General features: G+C 70.3%; 17 protein-coding genes and 1 pseudogene. 11 read left to right on the top strand and 7 right to left on the bottom strand.

Annotation, left to right across the window (positions count from 1 at the left end; translation table 11 throughout):
• The first annotated feature begins 218 nt into the window (after positions 1-218).
• From Sfulv_RS16840 to Sfulv_RS16815, 7 genes are all read left to right on the top strand, one after another.
• Positions 219-1073: a helix-turn-helix domain-containing protein gene (locus Sfulv_RS16840; protein WP_173314821.1), complete on the top strand. Its 855-nt coding sequence runs from the start codon at positions 219-221 to the stop codon at positions 1071-1073.
• A 10-nt stretch (positions 1074-1083) separates the two neighbouring features.
• Positions 1084-1284, top strand: coding sequence for a DUF397 domain-containing protein (locus Sfulv_RS16835; protein ID WP_173314818.1), 201 nt, complete (start codon positions 1084-1086; stop codon positions 1282-1284).
• 903 nt (positions 1285-2187) lie between these two features.
• Complete coding sequence (locus Sfulv_RS16830) at positions 2188-2772, top strand: DNA glycosylase family protein (protein ID WP_173314815.1); 585 nt, start codon at positions 2188-2190, stop codon at positions 2770-2772.
• Positions 2735-3022 (top strand): hypothetical protein, encoded by a 288-nt coding sequence (locus tag Sfulv_RS30505; RefSeq protein WP_256668962.1) that lies wholly within the window; start codon positions 2735-2737, stop codon positions 3020-3022. Before Sfulv_RS16830 ends, Sfulv_RS30505 begins: the two co-directional genes overlap by 38 nt.
• Positions 3019-4227 (top strand): B12-binding domain-containing radical SAM protein, encoded by a 1209-nt coding sequence (locus Sfulv_RS16825; RefSeq protein ID WP_256668961.1) that lies wholly within the window; start codon positions 3019-3021, stop codon positions 4225-4227. Before Sfulv_RS30505 ends, Sfulv_RS16825 begins: the two co-directional genes overlap by 4 nt.
• Positions 4224-4733: a dTMP kinase gene (gene tmk / locus Sfulv_RS16820; RefSeq protein ID WP_256668960.1), complete on the top strand. Its 510-nt coding sequence runs from the start codon at positions 4224-4226 to the stop codon at positions 4731-4733. The genes Sfulv_RS16825 and tmk overlap by 4 nt, the downstream gene beginning before the upstream one ends.
• Before the next feature lie 142 nt (positions 4734-4875).
• Positions 4876-5316 (top strand): NUDIX hydrolase, encoded by a 441-nt coding sequence (locus Sfulv_RS16815; RefSeq protein WP_173314812.1) that lies wholly within the window; start codon positions 4876-4878, stop codon positions 5314-5316.
• A gap of 241 nt (positions 5317-5557) precedes the next feature.
• Here Sfulv_RS16815 and Sfulv_RS16810 read toward each other — a convergent pair whose 3' ends face one another.
• The gene (locus Sfulv_RS16810) at positions 5558-6841 is read right to left on the bottom strand and encodes a geranylgeranyl reductase family protein (protein WP_173314809.1); all 1284 of its coding nucleotides are present in this window, start codon (positions 6839-6841) and stop codon (positions 5558-5560) included.
• A 97-nt stretch (positions 6842-6938) separates the two neighbouring features.
• Between Sfulv_RS16810 and Sfulv_RS16805 the strand changes: the two genes are divergently transcribed.
• Complete coding sequence (locus Sfulv_RS16805) at positions 6939-7457, top strand: GNAT family N-acetyltransferase (protein WP_173314806.1); 519 nt, start codon at positions 6939-6941, stop codon at positions 7455-7457.
• 34 nt (positions 7458-7491) lie between these two features.
• Here the strand turns inward: Sfulv_RS16805 and Sfulv_RS16800 are convergent, their stop codons facing one another.
• The 5 genes from Sfulv_RS16800 to Sfulv_RS16780 form a co-directional block, all read right to left on the bottom strand.
• The gene (locus tag Sfulv_RS16800; protein WP_173314803.1) at positions 7492-8184 is read right to left on the bottom strand and encodes a demethylmenaquinone methyltransferase; all 693 of its coding nucleotides are present in this window, start codon (positions 8182-8184) and stop codon (positions 7492-7494) included.
• Between the two features lie 95 nt (positions 8185-8279).
• On the bottom strand, positions 8280-8744 hold the full coding sequence (locus Sfulv_RS16795; protein ID WP_173314800.1) for an imidazolonepropionase-like domain-containing protein: 465 nt from the start codon (positions 8742-8744) through the stop codon (positions 8280-8282).
• A 7-nt stretch (positions 8745-8751) separates the two neighbouring features.
• Complete coding sequence (mqnC, locus tag Sfulv_RS16790; RefSeq protein ID WP_173314797.1) at positions 8752-9951, bottom strand: cyclic dehypoxanthinyl futalosine synthase; 1200 nt, start codon at positions 9949-9951, stop codon at positions 8752-8754.
• A 72-nt stretch (positions 9952-10023) separates the two neighbouring features.
• Complete coding sequence (locus Sfulv_RS16785; protein ID WP_173314794.1) at positions 10024-11772, bottom strand: serine/threonine-protein kinase; 1749 nt, start codon at positions 11770-11772, stop codon at positions 10024-10026.
• Between the two features lie 397 nt (positions 11773-12169).
• Complete coding sequence (locus Sfulv_RS16780; RefSeq protein WP_173314791.1) at positions 12170-13099, bottom strand: menaquinone biosynthetic enzyme MqnA/MqnD family protein; 930 nt, start codon at positions 13097-13099, stop codon at positions 12170-12172.
• 308 nt (positions 13100-13407) lie between these two features.
• Between Sfulv_RS16780 and Sfulv_RS16775 the strand changes: the two genes are divergently transcribed.
• From Sfulv_RS16775 to Sfulv_RS16765, 3 genes and pseudogenes are all read left to right on the top strand, one after another.
• Positions 13408-13611 carry a cold-shock protein gene (locus Sfulv_RS16775; RefSeq protein ID WP_023587141.1) on the top strand — a complete coding sequence of 68 codons (204 nt, stop codon included), beginning with the start codon at positions 13408-13410 and terminating at the stop codon, positions 13609-13611.
• Between the two features lie 329 nt (positions 13612-13940).
• Positions 13941-16906, top strand: a pseudogene (afsR, locus tag Sfulv_RS16770) (SARP-family global regulator AfsR).
• A gap of 212 nt (positions 16907-17118) precedes the next feature.
• Complete coding sequence (locus Sfulv_RS16765; RefSeq protein ID WP_173314788.1) at positions 17119-17310, top strand: hypothetical protein; 192 nt, start codon at positions 17119-17121, stop codon at positions 17308-17310.
• 112 nt (positions 17311-17422) lie between these two features.
• On the opposite strand, the gene Sfulv_RS16760 is transcribed toward Sfulv_RS16765, so the two are convergent.
• Complete coding sequence (locus Sfulv_RS16760) at positions 17423-17974, bottom strand: hypothetical protein (protein WP_173314785.1); 552 nt, start codon at positions 17972-17974, stop codon at positions 17423-17425.
• Positions 17975-18132 lie beyond the last annotated feature (158 nt).

Below are 18132 nucleotides of genomic sequence, written 5' to 3'. Positions count from 1 at the left end.
GTACACGCCACGCGTGGTCCGGGTCCGTGGCATTGACCACCTGCGACTCAACTGCGTCGCGGGTGGCTGCACTTCAGACCTGACGGCACGTGTTGCGGTGCTGCACATACCGTAGGGTGCATACATGCTACGGGACAAGGTTGTCGAAAGGATTCACACGCCCGGGTGGACCGACGAGGGGGTACGGGCAAGATTGTGGCCGGACAGGGGAAGGTGACATGCCGCCGAGGGACAACCCGACTGCTCGCCAAGCGCGCCTTGGCGGAGAGCTACGGAAGCTGCGCGAGCACGCGGGCAGGACCGCGCGCGAAGCCGCCGGGCTCATCTCCACCGATCAGGCCAAGATCAGCCACATAGAGGCTGGCCGCATCGGCGTCAGCGAGGATCGCATCCGGCGTCTGGCCACCTTCTACGCCTGCGACGACAGGGCGCTGATCGACGCACTGTGCACCATCGCGCGAGAGCACCGCGGCCAGCACTGGTGGGACGAATACCGTGGTGTACTCGCCCCCGGCTTCCTGGACATCGCTGAGCTGGAGCACCACGCGTGCTACATGCGTTGCCTTCAGTCCGTGACACTTCCGGGGGTGTTGCAGACACCGGAGTACGCACGCGCGCTGTTCGCCGGAGTGCTTCCCTCATTGCCCGGTGACGAGGTCGAGGCGCGGATCGAGCACCGCATGCGACGGCAGTCCGTCTTCGACCGGGAGAAGCCCCCGAAGTTCGAGGCCGTTGTACACGAGGCCGCCTTGCGGATGCGCGTCGGTGGACGGAAGGTCGCACGCCGTCAGCTCGAACACCTTCTGGAGGCGACCGAGCACCCCTGGGCGACACTCCGCGTGATCCCCTTCACCAGCGAGGAGTTCGTCGAGGTCACCCAGACGGTGTTGTACACGGGCGGGGTCGTACCCCAGCTCGACACCGTGCACATCGACGCGCCCTTCGGCGGCGTCTACCTTGACGCCGCCGCCGACCTGAACAAGTACCGGATGCAACTCGACTTCGCCCAGCGGGTTTCCATGAAGCCCGAGGAGTCGCGCAGCCTTATTCACCACATCGCACGAGACCTGTGAGAATCCCAGCATGAGCGCAGAAATTGAGTGGCAGAAGTCTTCGTTCTCCGGTGGCGGCGGCGAGCAGTGCGTCGAGATCGCGGAGCATGCCGGAGAAATCCTGATGCGCGAGAGCGATGAACCAGGCGTGGTGACCGTCACGAGCCGGAGCAAGTTTTCCGCATTCATCGAGGGAGTCAAGGCTGGCGAATTCGATCATTTCGCCCGTTAGACACCTGTCGCCCTGAACGTCGAGTGCCCCCTGCCCATGCCGGGGGCACTTTTGCAGCTCTGACACATATGCTCCGGAGCACCCTTGCGCCGCACTGTGACGTGACGCTACCGTCACCATGCGCCGCGCACGTCGGCCGTGATAGCAGCAGGGCCGCCCCTCTGACGACGTAACTTCTTTTACCTGCTGTCCCATTGACGCAGGTTCCCTTGACTGACGCTGCGATCGGACGGTCGACCATGCGTACACCACCTCGTACCGCCACACCCGCCACCCTGCGCCTCGACCGCGGCTTCCGCTTCGAGTCCCTGCGGTGCGCCCCCGCCACCTGCTTCCGTCCCGAACCGGTCGACCTCCGCATTCTGGCCACTCCGCAGGAAGCCATCCGCGCCATCCAACATCCAGCTCCGCGTCAGCCACGTCCTCGGGCTTACCCCGCGCGAACTCGCCCGAGTCCTCTACTGGTCCGACCAGGGCGGCTGGGTGCAGGCGCCCGCCGCGCTTCATCGCGGGGAGCGCTGCGGGTTCGTCCTCATGCTGCGCAAGGGCCGTCACATCGAGTGGATCGTGCGACCTGTGCGATACCACTCGTTGACGCCGCTGGGATCCGCACACTGTGGGTGTCATCGAAACAGCACCGAACGGAATCGTGTTCATGAGTACAACGGTCATCACAGAACACCCGGCCTGGTACGAGACCCCGGATGGTGAGCCCGTACGCGTCGTCGAGCATCAGGGCGCTGCCTGGCTCGCCCACTGGGAACGCGACCGCGAGCACCTACTGTTCCACCCCTCGACCCCGACGTCGGCGAGCAGCCCTCCGTCGCGTATACCTCCTCAATCGACCTGCCCACACCCAGCGAAGCGACGCCATTGCTCGACGAGTTGGTTTGCCTCGGTACGGTGGCCCGGCTCACGAATCCCTCGTTGTGGGACGCGGTCACGACCGCCCTCCTCCGGCAGGTGGTTACCGCCGCGCAGGCCCGGAAGCGACACCGGGCGTTCTACACCGCGTACGGCCGTAGCTTCGTCACTCCGGCCGGTCGGCTCGCTCTGGCCCCTTCCCCCGAGACCGTCCTCGACATCTCCGACGACGGGTTCGCGGCTGTCGGCGCCAAATTCAACCGCACGGCCTTGCGAGCCGCCGCCGAGGCATACCTCGATCGCGGCGAGCACTGGACCACCCTCGACGCTGAATGCCTGATCAAGGAGCTCGTCGAGGTGCCCCGCATCGGCCCGTGGACGGCCGCGGCAGCCGTCGCCGACTACACGGGCGACTTCTCGATCTACCCGCACGGCGACCTCGCCGTGCGCACGTGGGCCGACAAAGCCGCACCCGGTCTCGCCCTGCCGAGAGCCGAAGCACCGTTCGAGGCCCTGTGGCACCGCTGGGCGCCCGACCGCACCCACCTGCACGCCCTGACCCTGTTCACACTCACTTGGGGGAGCAATGACCTTAACGGCCACGGAGGAACACGCAACCACTGATCTGATCGCAGGCGCCGACCCGAACCGCGCGCTCGACGCCCTGTTCGTCAACGCCCCGCTACGCGACTACGGCCTGCGGCCCCGGACCAACGACTACACCTTGCCTGTGCTCGGCATGGCGTACATCGCCACGTACGCGCAGCATGTCGGGGGGTTCAACGTGGGGGTCCTGGACGCCGAGGCACACGGCCTCGGCATCGAGGAAACCATCCGAGTCGTAAACACCGCCCGCCCCGCTGGACGGGCATGAACCTGCTCGCCCCCACGTACGAGATGTCGGCCCGAATCGCCGCCGCCCTCGACCCCGGGATCGCGCTCATGGTCGGCGGACACCATGCCCGTGCCATGCCTACCCGCATCCTCGACGATCCCCGTATGGCGAACCTGCGTGCCCTCGTGATCGGTGAGGGCGAGACCCGCGTCGCCGCCCTGCTCGACGACGAGCACCGTCGCACCGAGTTGCCGGGGGTGATGTGGCGCGACCGCCTGCTCGGTACACACGCCGTCGGCATGACTCGCGGGAACAAGGCTCATTGGCTCGGTCCGGACATCGACGCCCTGCCGCTCGTGAACCGCGTGTTCCTGCCGCAAGACCCCTACGTTGCCGATGACGGGCGGACCGAGGCGAACATCGTCGGCTCACGCGGGTGCCCTTACGACTGCACGTTCTGTGGCGCGGCAGTCTCGGCGAACCCGGACGTCAAGATCCGGCCTCGGTCACCCGAGGGCATCGTCGCCGAACTCGACCACCTGCACGACTCCCACGGAGTGACCGCGTTCCGCTTCGTGGACGACCTCTTCCTCGGCGCCAAGCGGGTGATCGCGCCGCAGATGGAGGCATTCACCCGGCACGGCATCGGTGACCGGTACGTCTGGGACGCCACTGGACGGATCAACGTGATCGACCGTCTTGACGACGACATGCTCGACACGCTCAAGGCGAACGGTCTGCGCGAGGTCGCCCTCGGGATCGAGTCCGGCAGCGACCGCGTGCTCGCTGTCATGGACAAGCGGATCACGGCGGAGATGACCGAGGACGTGACCGAGCGCCTGCTCAAAAAAGGCATCGGCGTAAAGGGCTATTTCATCCTCGGCTACCCGGGCGAAGAGCAGGAAGACCTCGACGCCACCGTGCTCCACATCCACAACCTGTGGAAAATCGCCGACCACAGCCCCGGCCGCTTCCGGGCGAGTGTGTTCGAGTTCCGCCCCTACCCCGGTACACCGGTCTGGCAGGAGCTCACCACCGCCGGCCACGACCCCGACAAACTGCTCGCTTACTCCGACGTCGACCTCACCGCAGACGGCGCCGACGAGTCCATGCGCGCCCGCGATGAGTTCAATTTCTCAGTGAACTTCCAGTTCGGCACCGTCCCCCTGCCCAGGCTGCGTGCCACCCTCGCGACGCTCACCCGCGAGCAGCATGACCGGAACCAGAGGGGGATCGTCGTATGACCCGCCGTTCGGGCGTGTTCGTCACCCTTGACGGCCCGAGTGGCGTCGGGAAGTCCACCACACTCGCAGAACTCGACCGCCTGCTGCGCAACGACGGCCGAACCGTCCACAGCACAACCGAGCCCTCGACAAGCGCCCTCGGCGAGTTCACCCGCAAGAGTGCAGACTCTCTCAGCGGTCGCGCACTCGCGTGTCTCGTCGCCGCCAACCGGTACGAACACATCGACAGGGACCTGCGGCCCCTGCTGGGCACCGGCTTCACCGTCGTCTGCGATCGGTACCTCGCGTCGTCCCTCGTGTTGCAACAGCTCGACGGTGTGCCCGAGCAGTTCCTGCTCGACCTGAACGCCGACATCCTGCTGCCTGACCTCGCCGTGATCCTCACCGCCGAACCGGTCGCCATCGGCGCCCGACTCGCCGAGCGCGGGAAGCGCCACCGATTCCACGACGACCCGAGGGCCCCGCCCGTGAGGTCGAGCTCTATACCGAGGCCGCACAGACCATGAGGAACCTAGGCGTGCACGTTCTCGTACTCGACTCCACCGAGGCATCCCCTTCGGAGGTAGCGGCCCGAATCTCCGACGTGCTACCCCCGGACGGGAGTAGCGTTTAAAGCCCCACCAGACCCGACGACCATACGGTGAACCCATGGCCCCAGCACCCGCAGCCCCCGTCATCGACACACACGTGATCCTGCGCACCGGTGACAAGATCCTGCTGTCTCAGCGCGGTGGACCCTATGGCTACGGCAGGTGGCACGCGCCCTCCGGCAAGCTCGACCAGGGAGAGCCGCTCACCGTCGGCGCCGCCCGCGAGCTGCGTGAGGAAACCGGCGTCGAGGTCGACCCCGGGCATCTGACGCTCGTCCACACTGTGCACCACAGACAGGAGGACGACACCGAGCGCATCGGTCTGTTCTTCGAGGCGACCGAGTGGGAGAGCGAACCGGTCAACCGCGAGCCCGAGAAGTGTCTCGGCCTCGAATGGTTCTCTGTGCACGAACTGCCCGAGGACATCATCGAGTACCCTGCCGCCGGCCTGCTCGGCTACCTCCGGGGGAACGGCGCACTCACCGAACACGGCTGGTAGGCGGCCCTTGCTCACTCCGCCCGCCGGTGCCGTACGCACTCGGCGGGCGAAGTCGTGGGCTCACTTCCGGGGAGCGCCCCGCGTCAGGTCGAGCAGCCGCCAGTGGCAGCGGCAGCGGCTACGTACGCAACATCCGCGAGATTTTCCCTACCGGCGGAAGAACGCCTTCTACTACGTCTGAGGGTTCAACCGGCGTGGGCCGGGCCGTCCAGTCAGGTGCCGGGCGGCCGATCTCGCATGATCAGGAGTTCGGAGCCACCTTCGCGAGACCGTTGATGATGCGGTCCATCGCGTCGCCGCCCGTCGGGTCGGTCAGGTTGGCGAGCATCTTCAGGGTGAACTTCATCAGGACCGGGTGGGTCAGGCCGCGCTGCGTCGCGATCTTCATCACCTTCGGGTTGCCGATGAGCTTCACGAACGCGCGGCCCATCGTGTAGTACCCGCCGTAGGTCTCCTTGAGCACCTTCGGGTAGTTGTTCAGGGCCAGTTCGCGCTGGGCCGGGGTCGCGCGGGCGTGTGCCTGGACGATGACGTCCGCCGCGATCTGCCCGGACTCCATGGCGTACGCGATGCCCTCGCCGTTGAACGGGTTGACCATGCCGCCCGCGTCACCGACCAGCAGCAGCCCCTTGGTGTAGTGCGGCTGGCGGTTGAAGGCCATCGGGAGCGCGGCGCCCCGGATCGGCATCGTCATGTTCTCGGGGGTGTAGCCCCAGTCCTGCGGCATGGACGCGCACCACGCCTTGAGGACCTCGCGCCAGTCCAGCTCCTTGAAGGCGGAGGAGGAGTTGAGGATGCCGAGGCCGACGTTGGACGTGCCGTCGCCCATGCCGAAGATCCAGCCGTAGCCCGGCAGCAGCCGGTCCTCGGCGCCGCGGCGGTCCCACAGCTCCAGCCAGGACTCCAGGTAGTCGTCCTCGTGACGGGGCGAGGTGAAGTACGTACGCACCGCGACGCCCATCGGGCGGTCCTCGCGCCGGTGCAGACCCATCGCGAGGGAGAGCCGGGTGGAGTTGCCGTCCGCGGCGACGACGAGCGGGGCGTGGAAGGTGACCTCGGTCTTCTCCTCGCCGAACTTCGCGTGCACACCAGTGATGCGGCCGGTGCGCTCGTCGAGGACCGGGGCGCCGACGTTGCAGCGCTCGTACAGCCGCGCGCCCGCCTTCTGCGCCTGCCGGGCCAGCTGCTCGTCGAAGTCGTCACGCTTGCGGACCAGTCCGTAGTCCGGGTACGAGGCGAGGTCGGGCCAGTCCAGCTGGAGCCGGACGCCGCCGCCGATGATGCGCAGCCCCTTGTTGCGGAGCCAGCCGGCCTCCTCGGAGATGTCGATCCCCATGGAGACGAGCTGCTTGGTCGCGCGGGGGGTGAGGCCGTCGCCGCACACCTTCTCGCGCGGGAACGCCGTCTTCTCCAGGAGGAGGACGTCCAGTCCGGCCTTGGCCAGGTAGTACGCGGTCGTGGAGCCGGCTGGGCCCGCCCCGACGACGATCACATCCGCGCTGTGTTCGGAGAGGGGCTCGGTCACGGTCGGATCTCCCGAGGAATCGGAATCGTGTGCCGCTCGGCACAGGTCCCGTGCAGTCTATGGGGGCACGCCGGTCAACTCTCCGAAGGGCTCCCCGATGCCGATCGCAGCTGGTCCGACCCCCGCCGTACGTCTGCGCGTCCCGACCGACGAGGACGCCTTCGCCTGGCACCGGGTGTTCGCGGACCCCGAGGTGATGGAGTTCCTCGGCGGCAGGCCGGCGGAACTCTCCGTGTATGAGGAGCTGACCGCGCGCCAGCGCCGCCACGACGCGGAGCTCGGCCACTGCCTGTGGACCGTGCTGGACGACCCGGGCGAGGTGCTCGGCTTCACCGGCGCCCAGCCGTGGCCGCACACCGCCTACGGGCCGGTGGGTGAGACCGAGATCGGCTGGCGGCTCGGCCGGGCCGCCTGGGGGCGCGGTTACGCGACCGCCGCCGCCCGCACCGCCCTGGAGCGGGTACGGGCGGCCGGGGTGAAGGACGTCGTCGCGATGGTCGACTCGCGCAACATACGCTCGCTCGCGGTGGCCCGGCGGCTCGGCATGCGGCAGGCCGAGACCTTCACGACCCCGGTCTCCGGGCAGCAGGCGTACTGCTTCCGGCTGGAGCTGTGAGCGAGCCGGTGCCGCGCGCCCGGCAGACCCCGGGTCAGCGGCGTACGCCCCGGTGCAGGGCCACGACCCCGCCGGTGAGGTTGCGCCAGGCGACGTCCGACCAGCCGGCCTTCTGGAGCAGGGCGGCGAGGCCCGTCTGGTCGGGCCAGGCGCGGATGGACTCGGCGAGGTAGACGTACGCGTCGGGGTTGGAGGACACCGCGCGGGCGACCGGCGGCAGGGCGCGCATCAGGTACTCGGTGTAGACCGTGCGGAAGGGCGCCCACGTCGGCTGGGAGAACTCGCAGATCACGACGCGTCCGCCGGGCTTCGTCACCCGGTACAGCTCGCGGAGCGCCTGCTCCGTGGCCTGCACGTTGCGCAGCCCGAAGGAGATCGTCACCGCGTCGAAGGTCCCGTCGCGGAACGGCAGCCTCGTGGCGTCGCCCGCGGTGAAGGGCAGCCAGGAGTTGCGCTTCTTGCCCTCGCGGAGCATGCCGATCGAGAAGTCGCACGGCACGACGTACGCGCCGGTCGCGGCGAAGGGCAGCGAGGACGTCGCCGTACCCGCCGCGAGGTCGAGGATCTTCTCGGCGGGCCGCGCGTGCACCGCCTTGGCGACCTCCTTGCGCCACAGCCGGGCCTGGCCGAGCGAGAGCACGTCGTTGGTGAGGTCGTACCTGGCCGCCACGTCGTCGAACATCGAGGCGACTTCGTGCGGCTGCTTGTCCAGGGATGCTCGGGTCACCCGCCCATTCAAGCAGCCCGGTGCCTTGCGTACCGCAGCGGTGCGGGAGGGCTGCGGCCTTCCGGGTCCGACCAGGGGCGCCCCGGCCGTGCGCCTCACCGCCGCCGGTGCACCAGCCGCCCCGCCAGTACGGTCGCCACGCACCCGCCGTCACCGTCGATCACGGCCAGATCCGCCCGGCCGCCCACCGTGAGCACCGGCCGGTGACCCGCCGGCACCCGTACGAGACCGGACCGGTCGACCGCGGCCCGTACGGCCGGGTCCGTCAGGTCGTCGACGACCGCGGTGACACCCTCCCCCAGCAGCACGTGGATGCCCCGCCGTACGGACTCGCCCCGGTGGTCCGGCCGTCCGGGCAGATACGCGTCCGGGTGGAAGGTGTCCTCCAGCAGCGCCCGCACCCCGTCCCGCACCCGTCCCGGGGCGATCTCGCCCGGCCAGTGCCGCACCCGCGCGCCCGGGTGGGCGGCGGACAGGTCCTCGTACCCGCCCACGGCCGCGACCAGCCGCCCCTCGACGAGTACGGCGGGCCCGGCCGCGGCCACGTGCAGCGTCAGCACGCGGGGGCTAGTTGGCGCTGAGGAGCCTGAGCTCCGGGTGGGCCGTGCCGCCCGCGATGGCGGTGGACGAGATGTGCGAGACGACGCGCTCGTCGACGGGGTCGTTCGCCGGGTCGTCGTGCACGACGAGGTGTTCGTACGTCGTGGCGCGCTGGGCGGGGACGCGGTCCGCCTTGCGGATCAGGTCGATGATCTCCATGCGGTTGGAGCGGTGCCTGGCACCCGCCGACGAGACGACGTTCTCCTCCAGCATGATCGAGCCCAGGTCGTCGGCGCCGTAGTGCAGGGAGAGCTGGCCGACCTCCTTGCCTGTCGTCAGCCAGGAGCCCTGGATGTGGGCGACGTTGTCGAGGAAGAGCCGGGCGATGGCGATCATCCGCAGGTACTCGAAGAGCGTGGCCTGCGTCTGCCCCTTCAGCTTGTTGTTCTCCGGCTGGTAGGTGTACGGGATGAACGCGCGGAAGCCGCCCGTGCGGTCCTGCACGTCACGGATCATGCGCAGGTGCTCGATGCGCTCGGCGTTGGTCTCGCCGGTGCCCATCAGCATGGTGGAGGTCGACTCGACACCGAGTCCGTGCGCGATCTCCATGATCTCCAGCCAGCGCTCGCCCGACTCCTTGAGCGGGGCGATCGCGGTGCGCGGCCGGGCGGGCAGCAGTTCGGCGCCCGCGCCCGCGAAGGAGTCGAGCCCCGCGGCGTGGATGCGCCGGATGGCCTCTTCGGCCGACACGCCGGAGATCCGGGCCATGTGCTCGATCTCGGAGGCGCCGAGGGAGTGGATGACCAGCTGCGGGTACGCCTTCCTGATCGCGGAGAAGTGCCTCTCGTAGTACTCGACGCCGTAGTCCGGGTGGTGGCCGCCCTGGAACATGATCTGTGTGCCGCCCAGTTCGACGGTCTCCGCACAGCGGCGCAGGATGTCGTCGAGGTCGCGGGACCAGCCCTTGGCCGTGTCCTTGGGCGCCGCGTAGAACGCGCAGAACTTGCACGCGGTGACGCAGACGTTGGTGTAGTTGATGTTGCGCTCGATGATGTACGTGGCGATGTGCTCCGTACCCGCGTACCGGCGGCGGCGTACGGCGTCGGCCGCAGCTCCCAGCGCGTGCAGCGGTGCCGACCGGTAGAGGTCGAGCGCTTCCTCCGGGGAGATCCGCCCACCCTCGGCGGCGCGGTCGAGGACGGTCTGAAGGTCGGCCTTCTCGGTCACCGGGCTGTCACCTTTCGGTGGTTTTACAACGAATCCACGGACCGATCCAGCCTACGCCAGGCCCTGTCGGGCTCAGTCGCCGGACCGGGTGAGCGTGCCGCGCGGTGTGCCCGCGCCCTCCTCGTACGACTGGTAGGCGAGGGTGTCTTCCGGTGTGAGGGTGAAGGTGAGGTCGGCGGCGTCGCCCGTGCACAGGCCGGCGCTGCTCGGCCGGCCGGGGTCGGGGCGTTCGCGGATCTTCACCACCCGGTCGGTGGCGGAGGCCAGTTCACCGATGCTGTGGCAGGTGACGGTCGTGCCGAGCACGGTGAGCGACACCTTCATGCGGGCCACGTCGGCGCCCTTGCGACCCGGGGTGAACACCGTGGTCAGCACGCCGTGCGGGGCGCCGCTCCGTTCGGTCACCGGGCCCTTCCAGGTGCCGGTGAACGCCTTCGGGAGCGCGCCCGTCCGAAGGGCGGACGCCCCGGGCGAGGGCTCGCCCGACCGGCTGGGTCCGGACGGCGCCGCCGCCGGTCCGTTCTCCTTGCCGTCGCCGCTGTCCGGCAGCAGACCGGACAGCACCCCGCTGCCCACGGTCACGGCGGCGAGTGCGCCGGCCACGGCCAGCGCCACGGTGCAGCTCACCCGCCGGCCACGACGGGCACCGGGCCGCGGGCCGGTGTTCAGGGTGAGGGAGAACCGGGGGTCAAGGGTACGAGGCCCTGGCACACCGCCGGAGCCTCCCTGGTCACCGGGACTTCCCGGGCCTCCTGTGCCTACGGCATCTCCCGGGCCTCCTGGGCGTCCCGGGCCTTCGACACCGCCCGCCGACGGTGGGACGGCCGGCCGGGGCGGCGCCATGAGGGGCGGTCCGAACACACCCGCCACCGGGTAGAGCGACGCGTCACGGGACCGCGCGGGCCCTGACGGCTCCGGGTCGTCCTGCGGTTCGAGGTCCAGCAGCGCCACGGCCGCCCGGCTGACCTCGCGCACCAGCGGGTTCGGCAGCCAGCCGGAGGCCACCATCGCGGCGGCGCCGCCCGGTGCGAGCCGCCTGGCCAGCTCCGCCGGGCGGGGGCGGCCCGCGGGGTCCTTCGCCAGGCACCCGGCGACGACCTCGCGCATCTCGCCCTCCAGATCGCCCAGTTCGGGCTCCTCGTGCACCACCTTGTAGAGGAGTACGGCCGAGGAGTCGCCGGGGAAGGGGGCGCTGCCCGTCGCCGCGTACGCGAGGACAGCGCCGAGCGAGAAGACGTCGGCCGCGCCGGAGATGTCCAGACCGCGGATCTGCTCGGGTGCCATGTAGCCCGGCGAGCCGACCGAGACCCCGGTGGAGGTGAGGGAGACGGTGGCGCCGGTGGCACGGGCGATGCCGAAGTCGATCAGCCGGGGGCCGTCGAGGGCGAGCAGCACGTTGGAGGGCTTCACGTCCCGGTGGATGAGGCCCTCGGCGTGGACGGCGGCCAGCGCCTCGCCGAGACCCGCGCCCAGGGTCCGCACCGCGTACTCGGGCAGGGGCCCGTGCGTGGTGACGGCCTGCGACAGCGGGGGCCCGGCCACGTAACCGGTCGCCACCCACGGCACGGCCGCGTCCGGGTCGGCGTCCAGGACCGGGGCGGTCCACTGCGCGCCGACCTGCCGGGCCGCCTCCACCTCGCGGCGGAAACGGGCGCGGAACTGCTCGTCGAGAGCGAAGTGCGGGTGCACGACCTTGACGGCGACGGTGCGTCCGCCGACGCTGCGCCCCAGGTACACCCGGCCCATCCCGCCGGCGCCGAGCCTGCCGAGGAGCCGGTAGGCGCCGATGGTGCGCGGTTCGCCGGCTTCCAGCGGCTGCATATGGACTCCCCCTGTGGACCTCCCGACCTGCGCCCCGAAGCCTAGGCGCACGGGTCACCCGGTCACAGGCAAACGTTCTGCCGATTTCACCCCTATAGGGAACGAACGGCGGTTTTCGCCACGGCGAAAGGCGTGAATGTGCCGTTCATCCGGGCGGTACGGGGACGGATAGCCCGGTCGATAGGGGCCGATACGCGGGGCGATACGGCAGCCGTTACACCGGCCCCAAGCGGAGTGCGCGCGGGACTCGCCGCCGGAGGCCGTCCGCATTCGGTGGACAACGGCCCGTCACACCTGCCGGACGCGCATCCCTTTCGTTCCATTCACCGGAAGGGAATGGAACGGACCGCCTGCGGCGGTAAGGCGATAAACGTCCGCGAGGCCGCGATCCCTCCATTCAGGGCCGGGCCCCATTACCCCGTACCGTCCGCTGGTACGGAGCCGTACTCTCAGCGCCGAGCAGTTCCACCCGCACGTCGGCGGGGAAGCCGGTCGTCGCGCCGGTCCGCCTGGCGAACTCCCGCACACCCTTCAACTGGTCCGGGCCGAAGCGGAAGTCGAGCGTCGTGAAGTACCGCTCCAGGAGTTCCGCGTCGAACACCTCCCAGCGCGCCGCCTGCTCGGCCACCTTGGAGACCTCCTCGAGGGAGACGTCCCGGGAGGCGAGGAACGCCTCGTGGACCTTGGTGACGTACTCGGGGTGCGCGGCCAGGTAGTCCTTGCGGGCCGCCCAGACGGCGAAGACGAACGGCAGCCCGGTCCAGTCCTTCCACATCTGCCCCAGGTCGTGGACCTGGAGGCCGAGGCGCGGGGCGTCGTGCAGATGGGCGCGGAGCGCGGCGTCGCCGATGAGCACGGCGGCCTCCGCCTCCCGCATCATCAGGCCGAGGTCCGGCGGGCAGGTGTAGTAGTCGGGCTCGACCCCGTACCGCTCGGAGAGCAGCAGCTGCGCCAGGCGTACCGAGGTGCGGGAGGTCGAACCGAGCGCCACCCGGGCGCGGTCGAGCTGGTCCAGCGGAAGCTTGGAGACGATCACGCACGACATGACGGGGCCGTCGCAGCCGACCGCGATGTCGGGGAAGGCCACCAGGTCGTCCGCGTTGCGCAGGAACTCGACCAGCGTGACGGGGCCGATGTCGAGCTCGCCCTTGATCAGCTGCTCGCTGAGTCTCTCCGGGGTGTCCTTCGAGAGCTCCAGGTCGAGCAGGGTCCCGGTCCGTGCCAGCCCCCAGTACAGGGGGAGGCAGTTGAGGAACTGGATGTGGCCGACGCGCGGCCGGCTGCGACGGTCGTCGCCTTCGACGGGAGAGACGGTTGAATTGTCCACATCGCGAGGCTAGACCCGCACCCGCCGGGGGGCGTCGGCGGGGCGTCCCGGGCACTCCCCCGAGCCGGCCGCGGGGTCTCCCGGAGCCCCTCTCCGGGGGCCCGTCCGGTCCTCTCGTCAAACATCCGGATGAAGTGATCTTTACCCCTACCGCTCCCCGCGGAGTGCGTGCTAGGCTCGCCGCAAGTTGCAGTTTGGTTTCCCTTGCAGTACAGAGCCTGCGGAGCATGTAACCCGCAGGCTTTTGTAGTTTTCAGACTTGTTTGCAGGTTCTGGAGCAGGGCAACCCTTTGGCCCAAGGAGGGCTTATGGCTACCGGAACCGTCAAGTGGTTCAACGCTGAAAAGGGCTTCGGCTTCATCGCCCAGGACGGCGGCGGCCCGGATGTCTTCGTTCACTACTCCGCGATCAATGCGTCCGGGTTCCGCTCCCTGGAGGAGAACCAGGCCGTGAACTTCGACGTCACTCAGGGACCCAAGGGTCCGCAGGCTGAGAACGTCACCCCGGCCTAGTTGCCCGGGTCGGTCGATCGCGGCCGGCATAGCAGTACCCAAGGAGCCCCGCTCCTCCGCCTCGGCGGGGAGCGGGGCTCCTGCCTTTCCGCCGTCCTGGTTCCGGTACGGCGCTCCGTCGCCCTCCTCCGGTTGCGAATCGTTGTCGAGGGCTTGTGCAGAGCGTCACCCGTAGCTGACGACCCGGGCCAGAACAAGGCAGACTGTTGACCGCGATAGCAGTGGTAAGGAGCGATCCGGATGCACGCCGCACATCGGCACACGGGCGGGCATACCGAACAGGCGCGATATCGGGCAGGACCGGCGGGCGAGCAGGACAGGGGGCATCAATGGACCGTGACAACGGGCCACGCGTGCGCGTTCCGGAGCAACGTGCGCCGCTGCGCGGCGAATCCGGCACCGCGCTGCGCTTCGCCGTGCTCGGGCCCGTACGCGCCTGGCGCGGTGCGGAGGCGCTGCCCTCGGGTTCGCCTCAGCAGCGGGCCCTGCTGACGGCCCTGCTCCTGCGCGACGGCCGCACGGCCACCGCGGCGGAACTCATCGACGCGTTCTGGGGCGAGGACCCGCCCTCCCAGGACTGGCCACCATCCGGACGTACGCCTCACGGCTCCGCAAGATCCTCGGCCAGGACACCCTGGTCAGCGAGTCCGGCGGGTACGCGATCCGGATCGGCCGCGACGCCCTGGACGTCACGCTCGCCCAGGATCTGGCCGCCGACGCGGAGAAGGCGCGGGCGGCCGGGAACCGGCAGCAGGCCCGGGCTCTGATCAACAAGCTCCTGGGCCTGTGGGACGGCGAGGCGCTCGCCTCCGTACCCGGCCCGTACGCGGAGAACCAGCGCACCCGCCTGGAGGAGTGGCGCCTCCAGCTCACCGAGACGCGGCTCGACCTGGACCTGGAGGTCGGCTGCCACGCGGAGGCCGTCTCCGAGCTGACCGCGCTCACCGCGGCGCACCCGCTGCGTGAACGCCTCCGTGAGCTGCTGATGGTCGCCCTGTACCGCAGCGGCCGGCAGGCCGAGGCGCTCGCGGTGTACGCGGACACACGCCGCCTCCTGGCCGAGGAGCTGGGCGTCGACCCGCGCCCGGAGCTGGCCCAGCTCCAGCAGCGCATCCTCACGGCCGACGAGGAACTGGCCCGCCCCCCCGACGAGCCGGTCCCGGCACCTGCGGCGGTCCGCCCCGCCCAGCTCCCGGCGACCGTACCGGACTTCACGGGCCGCTCCTCCTTCGTGGCGGAGCTGGGCGACCGGCTCGCGACCGCCGAGGCGTCCGTCATGGCGGTCTCCGCGCTGGCGGGCATCGGAGGGGTCGGCAAGACGACTCTGGCCGTGCACGTCGCCCATGAGGCCCGGCCGCACTTCCCGGACGGGCAGCTGTACGTCGACCTCCAGGGCGCCGGGGCGCGGGCCGCCGAGCCGGAGACGGTCCTCGGCGCGTTCCTGCGCGCCCTGGGCACCCCGGACTCCGCGATCCCGGACTCCCTCGACGAACGGGCCGCGCTCTACCGGTCCACCCTGGACGGCCGCCGCATCCTGGTCCTCCTGGACAACGCCCACGACGCGGCCCAGATCCGCCCCCTGCTCCCCGGCACGGCGGGCTGCGCGGCCCTCGTGACGAGCCGCGTCCGCATGGTCGACCTGGCGGGCGCGCACCTGGTGGACCTGGACGTGATGTCCCCCGAGGAGGCCCTCCAGCTCTTCACCCGCATCGTCGGCGACGAACGCGTCAACTCCGAGCGCGAGGCGGCCCTGGACGTGGTCGCCGCCTGCGGCTTCCTCCCCCTGGCCATCCGGATCGCCGCCTCCCGGCTGGCGGCCCGCCGCACCTGGACGGTCTCGGTCCTCGCCGCCAAGCTCGCCGACGAGCGCCGCCGCCTGGACGAACTCCAGGCGGGCGACCTCGCGGTGAAGGCCACCTTCGAACTCGGCTACGGCCAGCTGGAGCCGGCCCAGGCCCGCGCTTTCCGTCTGCTGGGCCTGGCGGACGGACCGGACATCTCCCTGGCGGCGGCCGCGGCCCTGCTGAACCTGGAGGTGCACACGGCGGAGGACCTGCTGGAAGCCCTGGTCGACACCTCGCTCCTGGAGTCGGCGGCCCCGGGCCGGTACCGCTACCACGACCTGGTGCGCCTCTACGCACGCGCCTGCGTGGAACGGGACGAGCAGCCGCCGGCCGAGAAGGAGCTGGCGCTTTCGCGGCTGCTGGACTTCTATCTGGCGACGGCGGCGGGGGTGTACGCGCTGGAGCGGCCGGGAGACCGGCTGGTGGACCACCTGGAGCCGACGGAGTACGAGGGACTGTCGTTCGCCAACCGGCGCTCCGCGCTGGACTGGCTCTACGCCGAAGCCGGCCCGCTCCTGTCCTGCGTCCGCCAGTCGACGGGGCCAGGCACCCTGCGCCGGGCGGTCGACCTCCTGTGGGCGGCGCTGGATCTCGGGGAGTCCGGAGCCGATTCCAAGCAGTACGAGTCCGCCGCCTTCGCCGTGCGGGACGCCGCCCGGGCCTGTGCGGACCGGCGCACCGAGGTCCGGGCCCTGGTCACGCTGACCGATGTGCACCACACCACGGGCCGCTTCGACCAGGCCGAGCAGGAGGCGGAGGAGATCACCCGGCTCGTGGAGGCCGAGAGCGATCCGCTGCCGGGCTGCTGGGCTCCCAACGCCCGGGGAATCATGGCGCTCTACCAGAGCCGTCACGAGGACGGCGAGACCTATCTGACCCAGGCCATCGAGAGTTTCCGCCGCATCCAGGACCGCCCCGGCGAGGCCAGCGCCCTGTGCAACCTCTCGCGCATCCACCTGGCGACCGGGCGCACGGCCAGTGCGGTGTCCCTGGCCCAGCAGGGCATAGACATCTACGACAGCATGGGCCACGCCCTGCGGAGCGCGAACGGCCGCTACGCGCTGGGCATGGCACTCACGCAGAGCGGACAGTTCACCGACGCCGCCGACCGGCTCCTGGAAGCCCTGGACGTCTTCCGGGAAAGCCGCCAGCGCCTGTGGGAGGGGATGACGCTCTTCCGGCTGGCCGAGGTCGACCTGGCCGCAGGCAGGCCGGCCGACGCCGCCACGACGGCCGAGCAGGCCCTGACCGCGTTGCGGGGCATCGGCGGCGAATGGCGCCGGGGGAACGTACTCACCGTCCTCGGGCGCGCACTTGAGGACATCGGGCAGTTCGGAAGGGCCCAGGTCTGCTGGCGCGAGGCCCTGGGGATCTACGAAGGACTCGGGTCGAAAGAGGCCGACGACGTCCGCGCCCTGCTCTCGTCCGTGGCCTCGGTAGCACCCGCGTAGGGCCGTAACGGCCGGCGTTCATCGTTCGTTTATCGCGACCCGCCACTCTCATGCATGTCGGTCCGTCGCGTCGGGGGGCAGACGGGGTGGCCGAAAGGCCGTAGCACTATGGTGAGCGGCCCTGGGAGGCCCGTCCGGCAGTCCACGGGGGAACAGCCGGGCGGGCCTCGCCCAAACCAACTCGAAGTACGTCAACGGGAGAGCAGATCATCATGGCTGATGCGACGAAGAAGAACCCGGTGGTCAAGCCGGCCGACATGCACGCCACGGGTGGTGACGCCGAGCAGATCACCACCATGGACATGCACGCCACCGGTGGCACGATCAAGCCTCTGGACATGCACGCGACGGGTGGCGAGGCCACGACCGAGGACATGCACGCCACGTCCGAGCCCGCCAAGTAGCTTTTCGCCGACGGGGGTACGGGGGGAGTGGCCGCGGTGGCGCGGAGGGGAGCCATCGCGGCCACTGCATGTCCGCGCCCGGTCCACGTGTACGCGGTGGGCGGCGCCCCGGTCAGCGGCGGGGCCGCGCCGTGACGCGGCAGCTCTTCACCCTGGATACCTTGCGGGGGCTGTCCATGCGCACGGAGAGGGTCGTGACCTCGCCGTACGCCGAATCGGCGGTGGCCTCGCCCGTGTCGACGGTCCTGCCGCGCGCGTCCAGGAAGGCCACCTCGACGTCGTACGTCCTCGCCGTCCCGGACGCCGTCGACCTGAACTGGACGACGGACGAGGTGACCGCCCCGCGCCTGCCCTTGCGGGCCTGGGCGCAGCGGATGACGCGCACCTCGGGGGCGTCGGTGGCAGTGGAGCCCGGGGTGGGCGTGCCGTAGCCGGTGCCCCCGGACGAGCCGCCCGACGAGTCGTCGTCGGAGCTGTCGTCGGAGACGTGGTCGTCGTTGCTCTTCTTCGAGCTGGAGCAGCCGCCACCGCCGGAACCGCTGCTCTTGCCACTGCGGCTCTTGCCACCGCCGCCCTTGCCCCCGCCGCCGGCCGTCGAGAACCCGCTGAGCGCGAGCACCACCACGACCAGTACCGCCGCGAACCTGATACGTCGCCGCATCATCGATGCAGCCCTCCTTGCGTGGTCGGCACGTTCCCCGGCAGCCGGGCGGACCGCGCGACACCGTCACGCACAGCATGGCGCCGGCGACTGGCAGGACGGTCATGACCCTGTCACGGTCTTGTCATGGTCCCCCGGGACGTCCGCAGGTCTTCCGCCCG

The sequence above is a fragment of the Streptomyces fulvorobeus genome, assembly GCF_013167895.1.
In the GTDB taxonomy this organism is placed as follows: domain Bacteria; phylum Actinomycetota; class Actinomycetes; order Streptomycetales; family Streptomycetaceae; genus Streptomyces; species Streptomyces fulvorobeus.
The sequence above is the reverse complement of the archived record's forward strand: the minus strand, read 5'-3'. Positions and strand labels throughout refer to the sequence as shown.

Excerpts from the sequence above, each read along its gene's own strand:
- Sfulv_RS16805 (WP_173314806.1), top strand. The coding sequence starts at position 6,939 with ATGCCGATCGCAGCTGGTCCGACCCCCGCCGTACGTCTGCGCGTCCCG.
- tmk (WP_256668960.1), top strand. The coding sequence starts at position 4,224 with ATGACCCGCCGTTCGGGCGTGTTCGTCACCCTTGACGGCCCGAGTGGC.
- Sfulv_RS16825 (WP_256668961.1), top strand. The coding sequence starts at position 3,019 with ATGAACCTGCTCGCCCCCACGTACGAGATGTCGGCCCGAATCGCCGCC.
- Sfulv_RS16840 (WP_173314821.1), top strand. The coding sequence starts at position 219 with ATGCCGCCGAGGGACAACCCGACTGCTCGCCAAGCGCGCCTTGGCGGA.
- Sfulv_RS16815 (WP_173314812.1), top strand. The coding sequence starts at position 4,876 with ATGGCCCCAGCACCCGCAGCCCCCGTCATCGACACACACGTGATCCTG.
- Sfulv_RS16775 (WP_023587141.1), top strand. The coding sequence starts at position 13,408 with ATGGCTACCGGAACCGTCAAGTGGTTCAACGCTGAAAAGGGCTTCGGC.
- Sfulv_RS16835 (WP_173314818.1), top strand. The coding sequence starts at position 1,084 with ATGAGCGCAGAAATTGAGTGGCAGAAGTCTTCGTTCTCCGGTGGCGGC.
- Sfulv_RS16760 (WP_173314785.1), bottom strand. The coding sequence starts at position 17,974 with ATGATGCGGCGACGTATCAGGTTCGCGGCGGTACTGGTCGTGGTGGTG.
- Sfulv_RS30505 (WP_256668962.1), top strand. The coding sequence starts at position 2,735 with ATGACCTTAACGGCCACGGAGGAACACGCAACCACTGATCTGATCGCA.
- Sfulv_RS16785 (WP_173314794.1), bottom strand. The coding sequence starts at position 11,772 with ATGCAGCCGCTGGAAGCCGGCGAACCGCGCACCATCGGCGCCTACCGG.
- Sfulv_RS16765 (WP_173314788.1), top strand. The coding sequence starts at position 17,119 with ATGGCTGATGCGACGAAGAAGAACCCGGTGGTCAAGCCGGCCGACATG.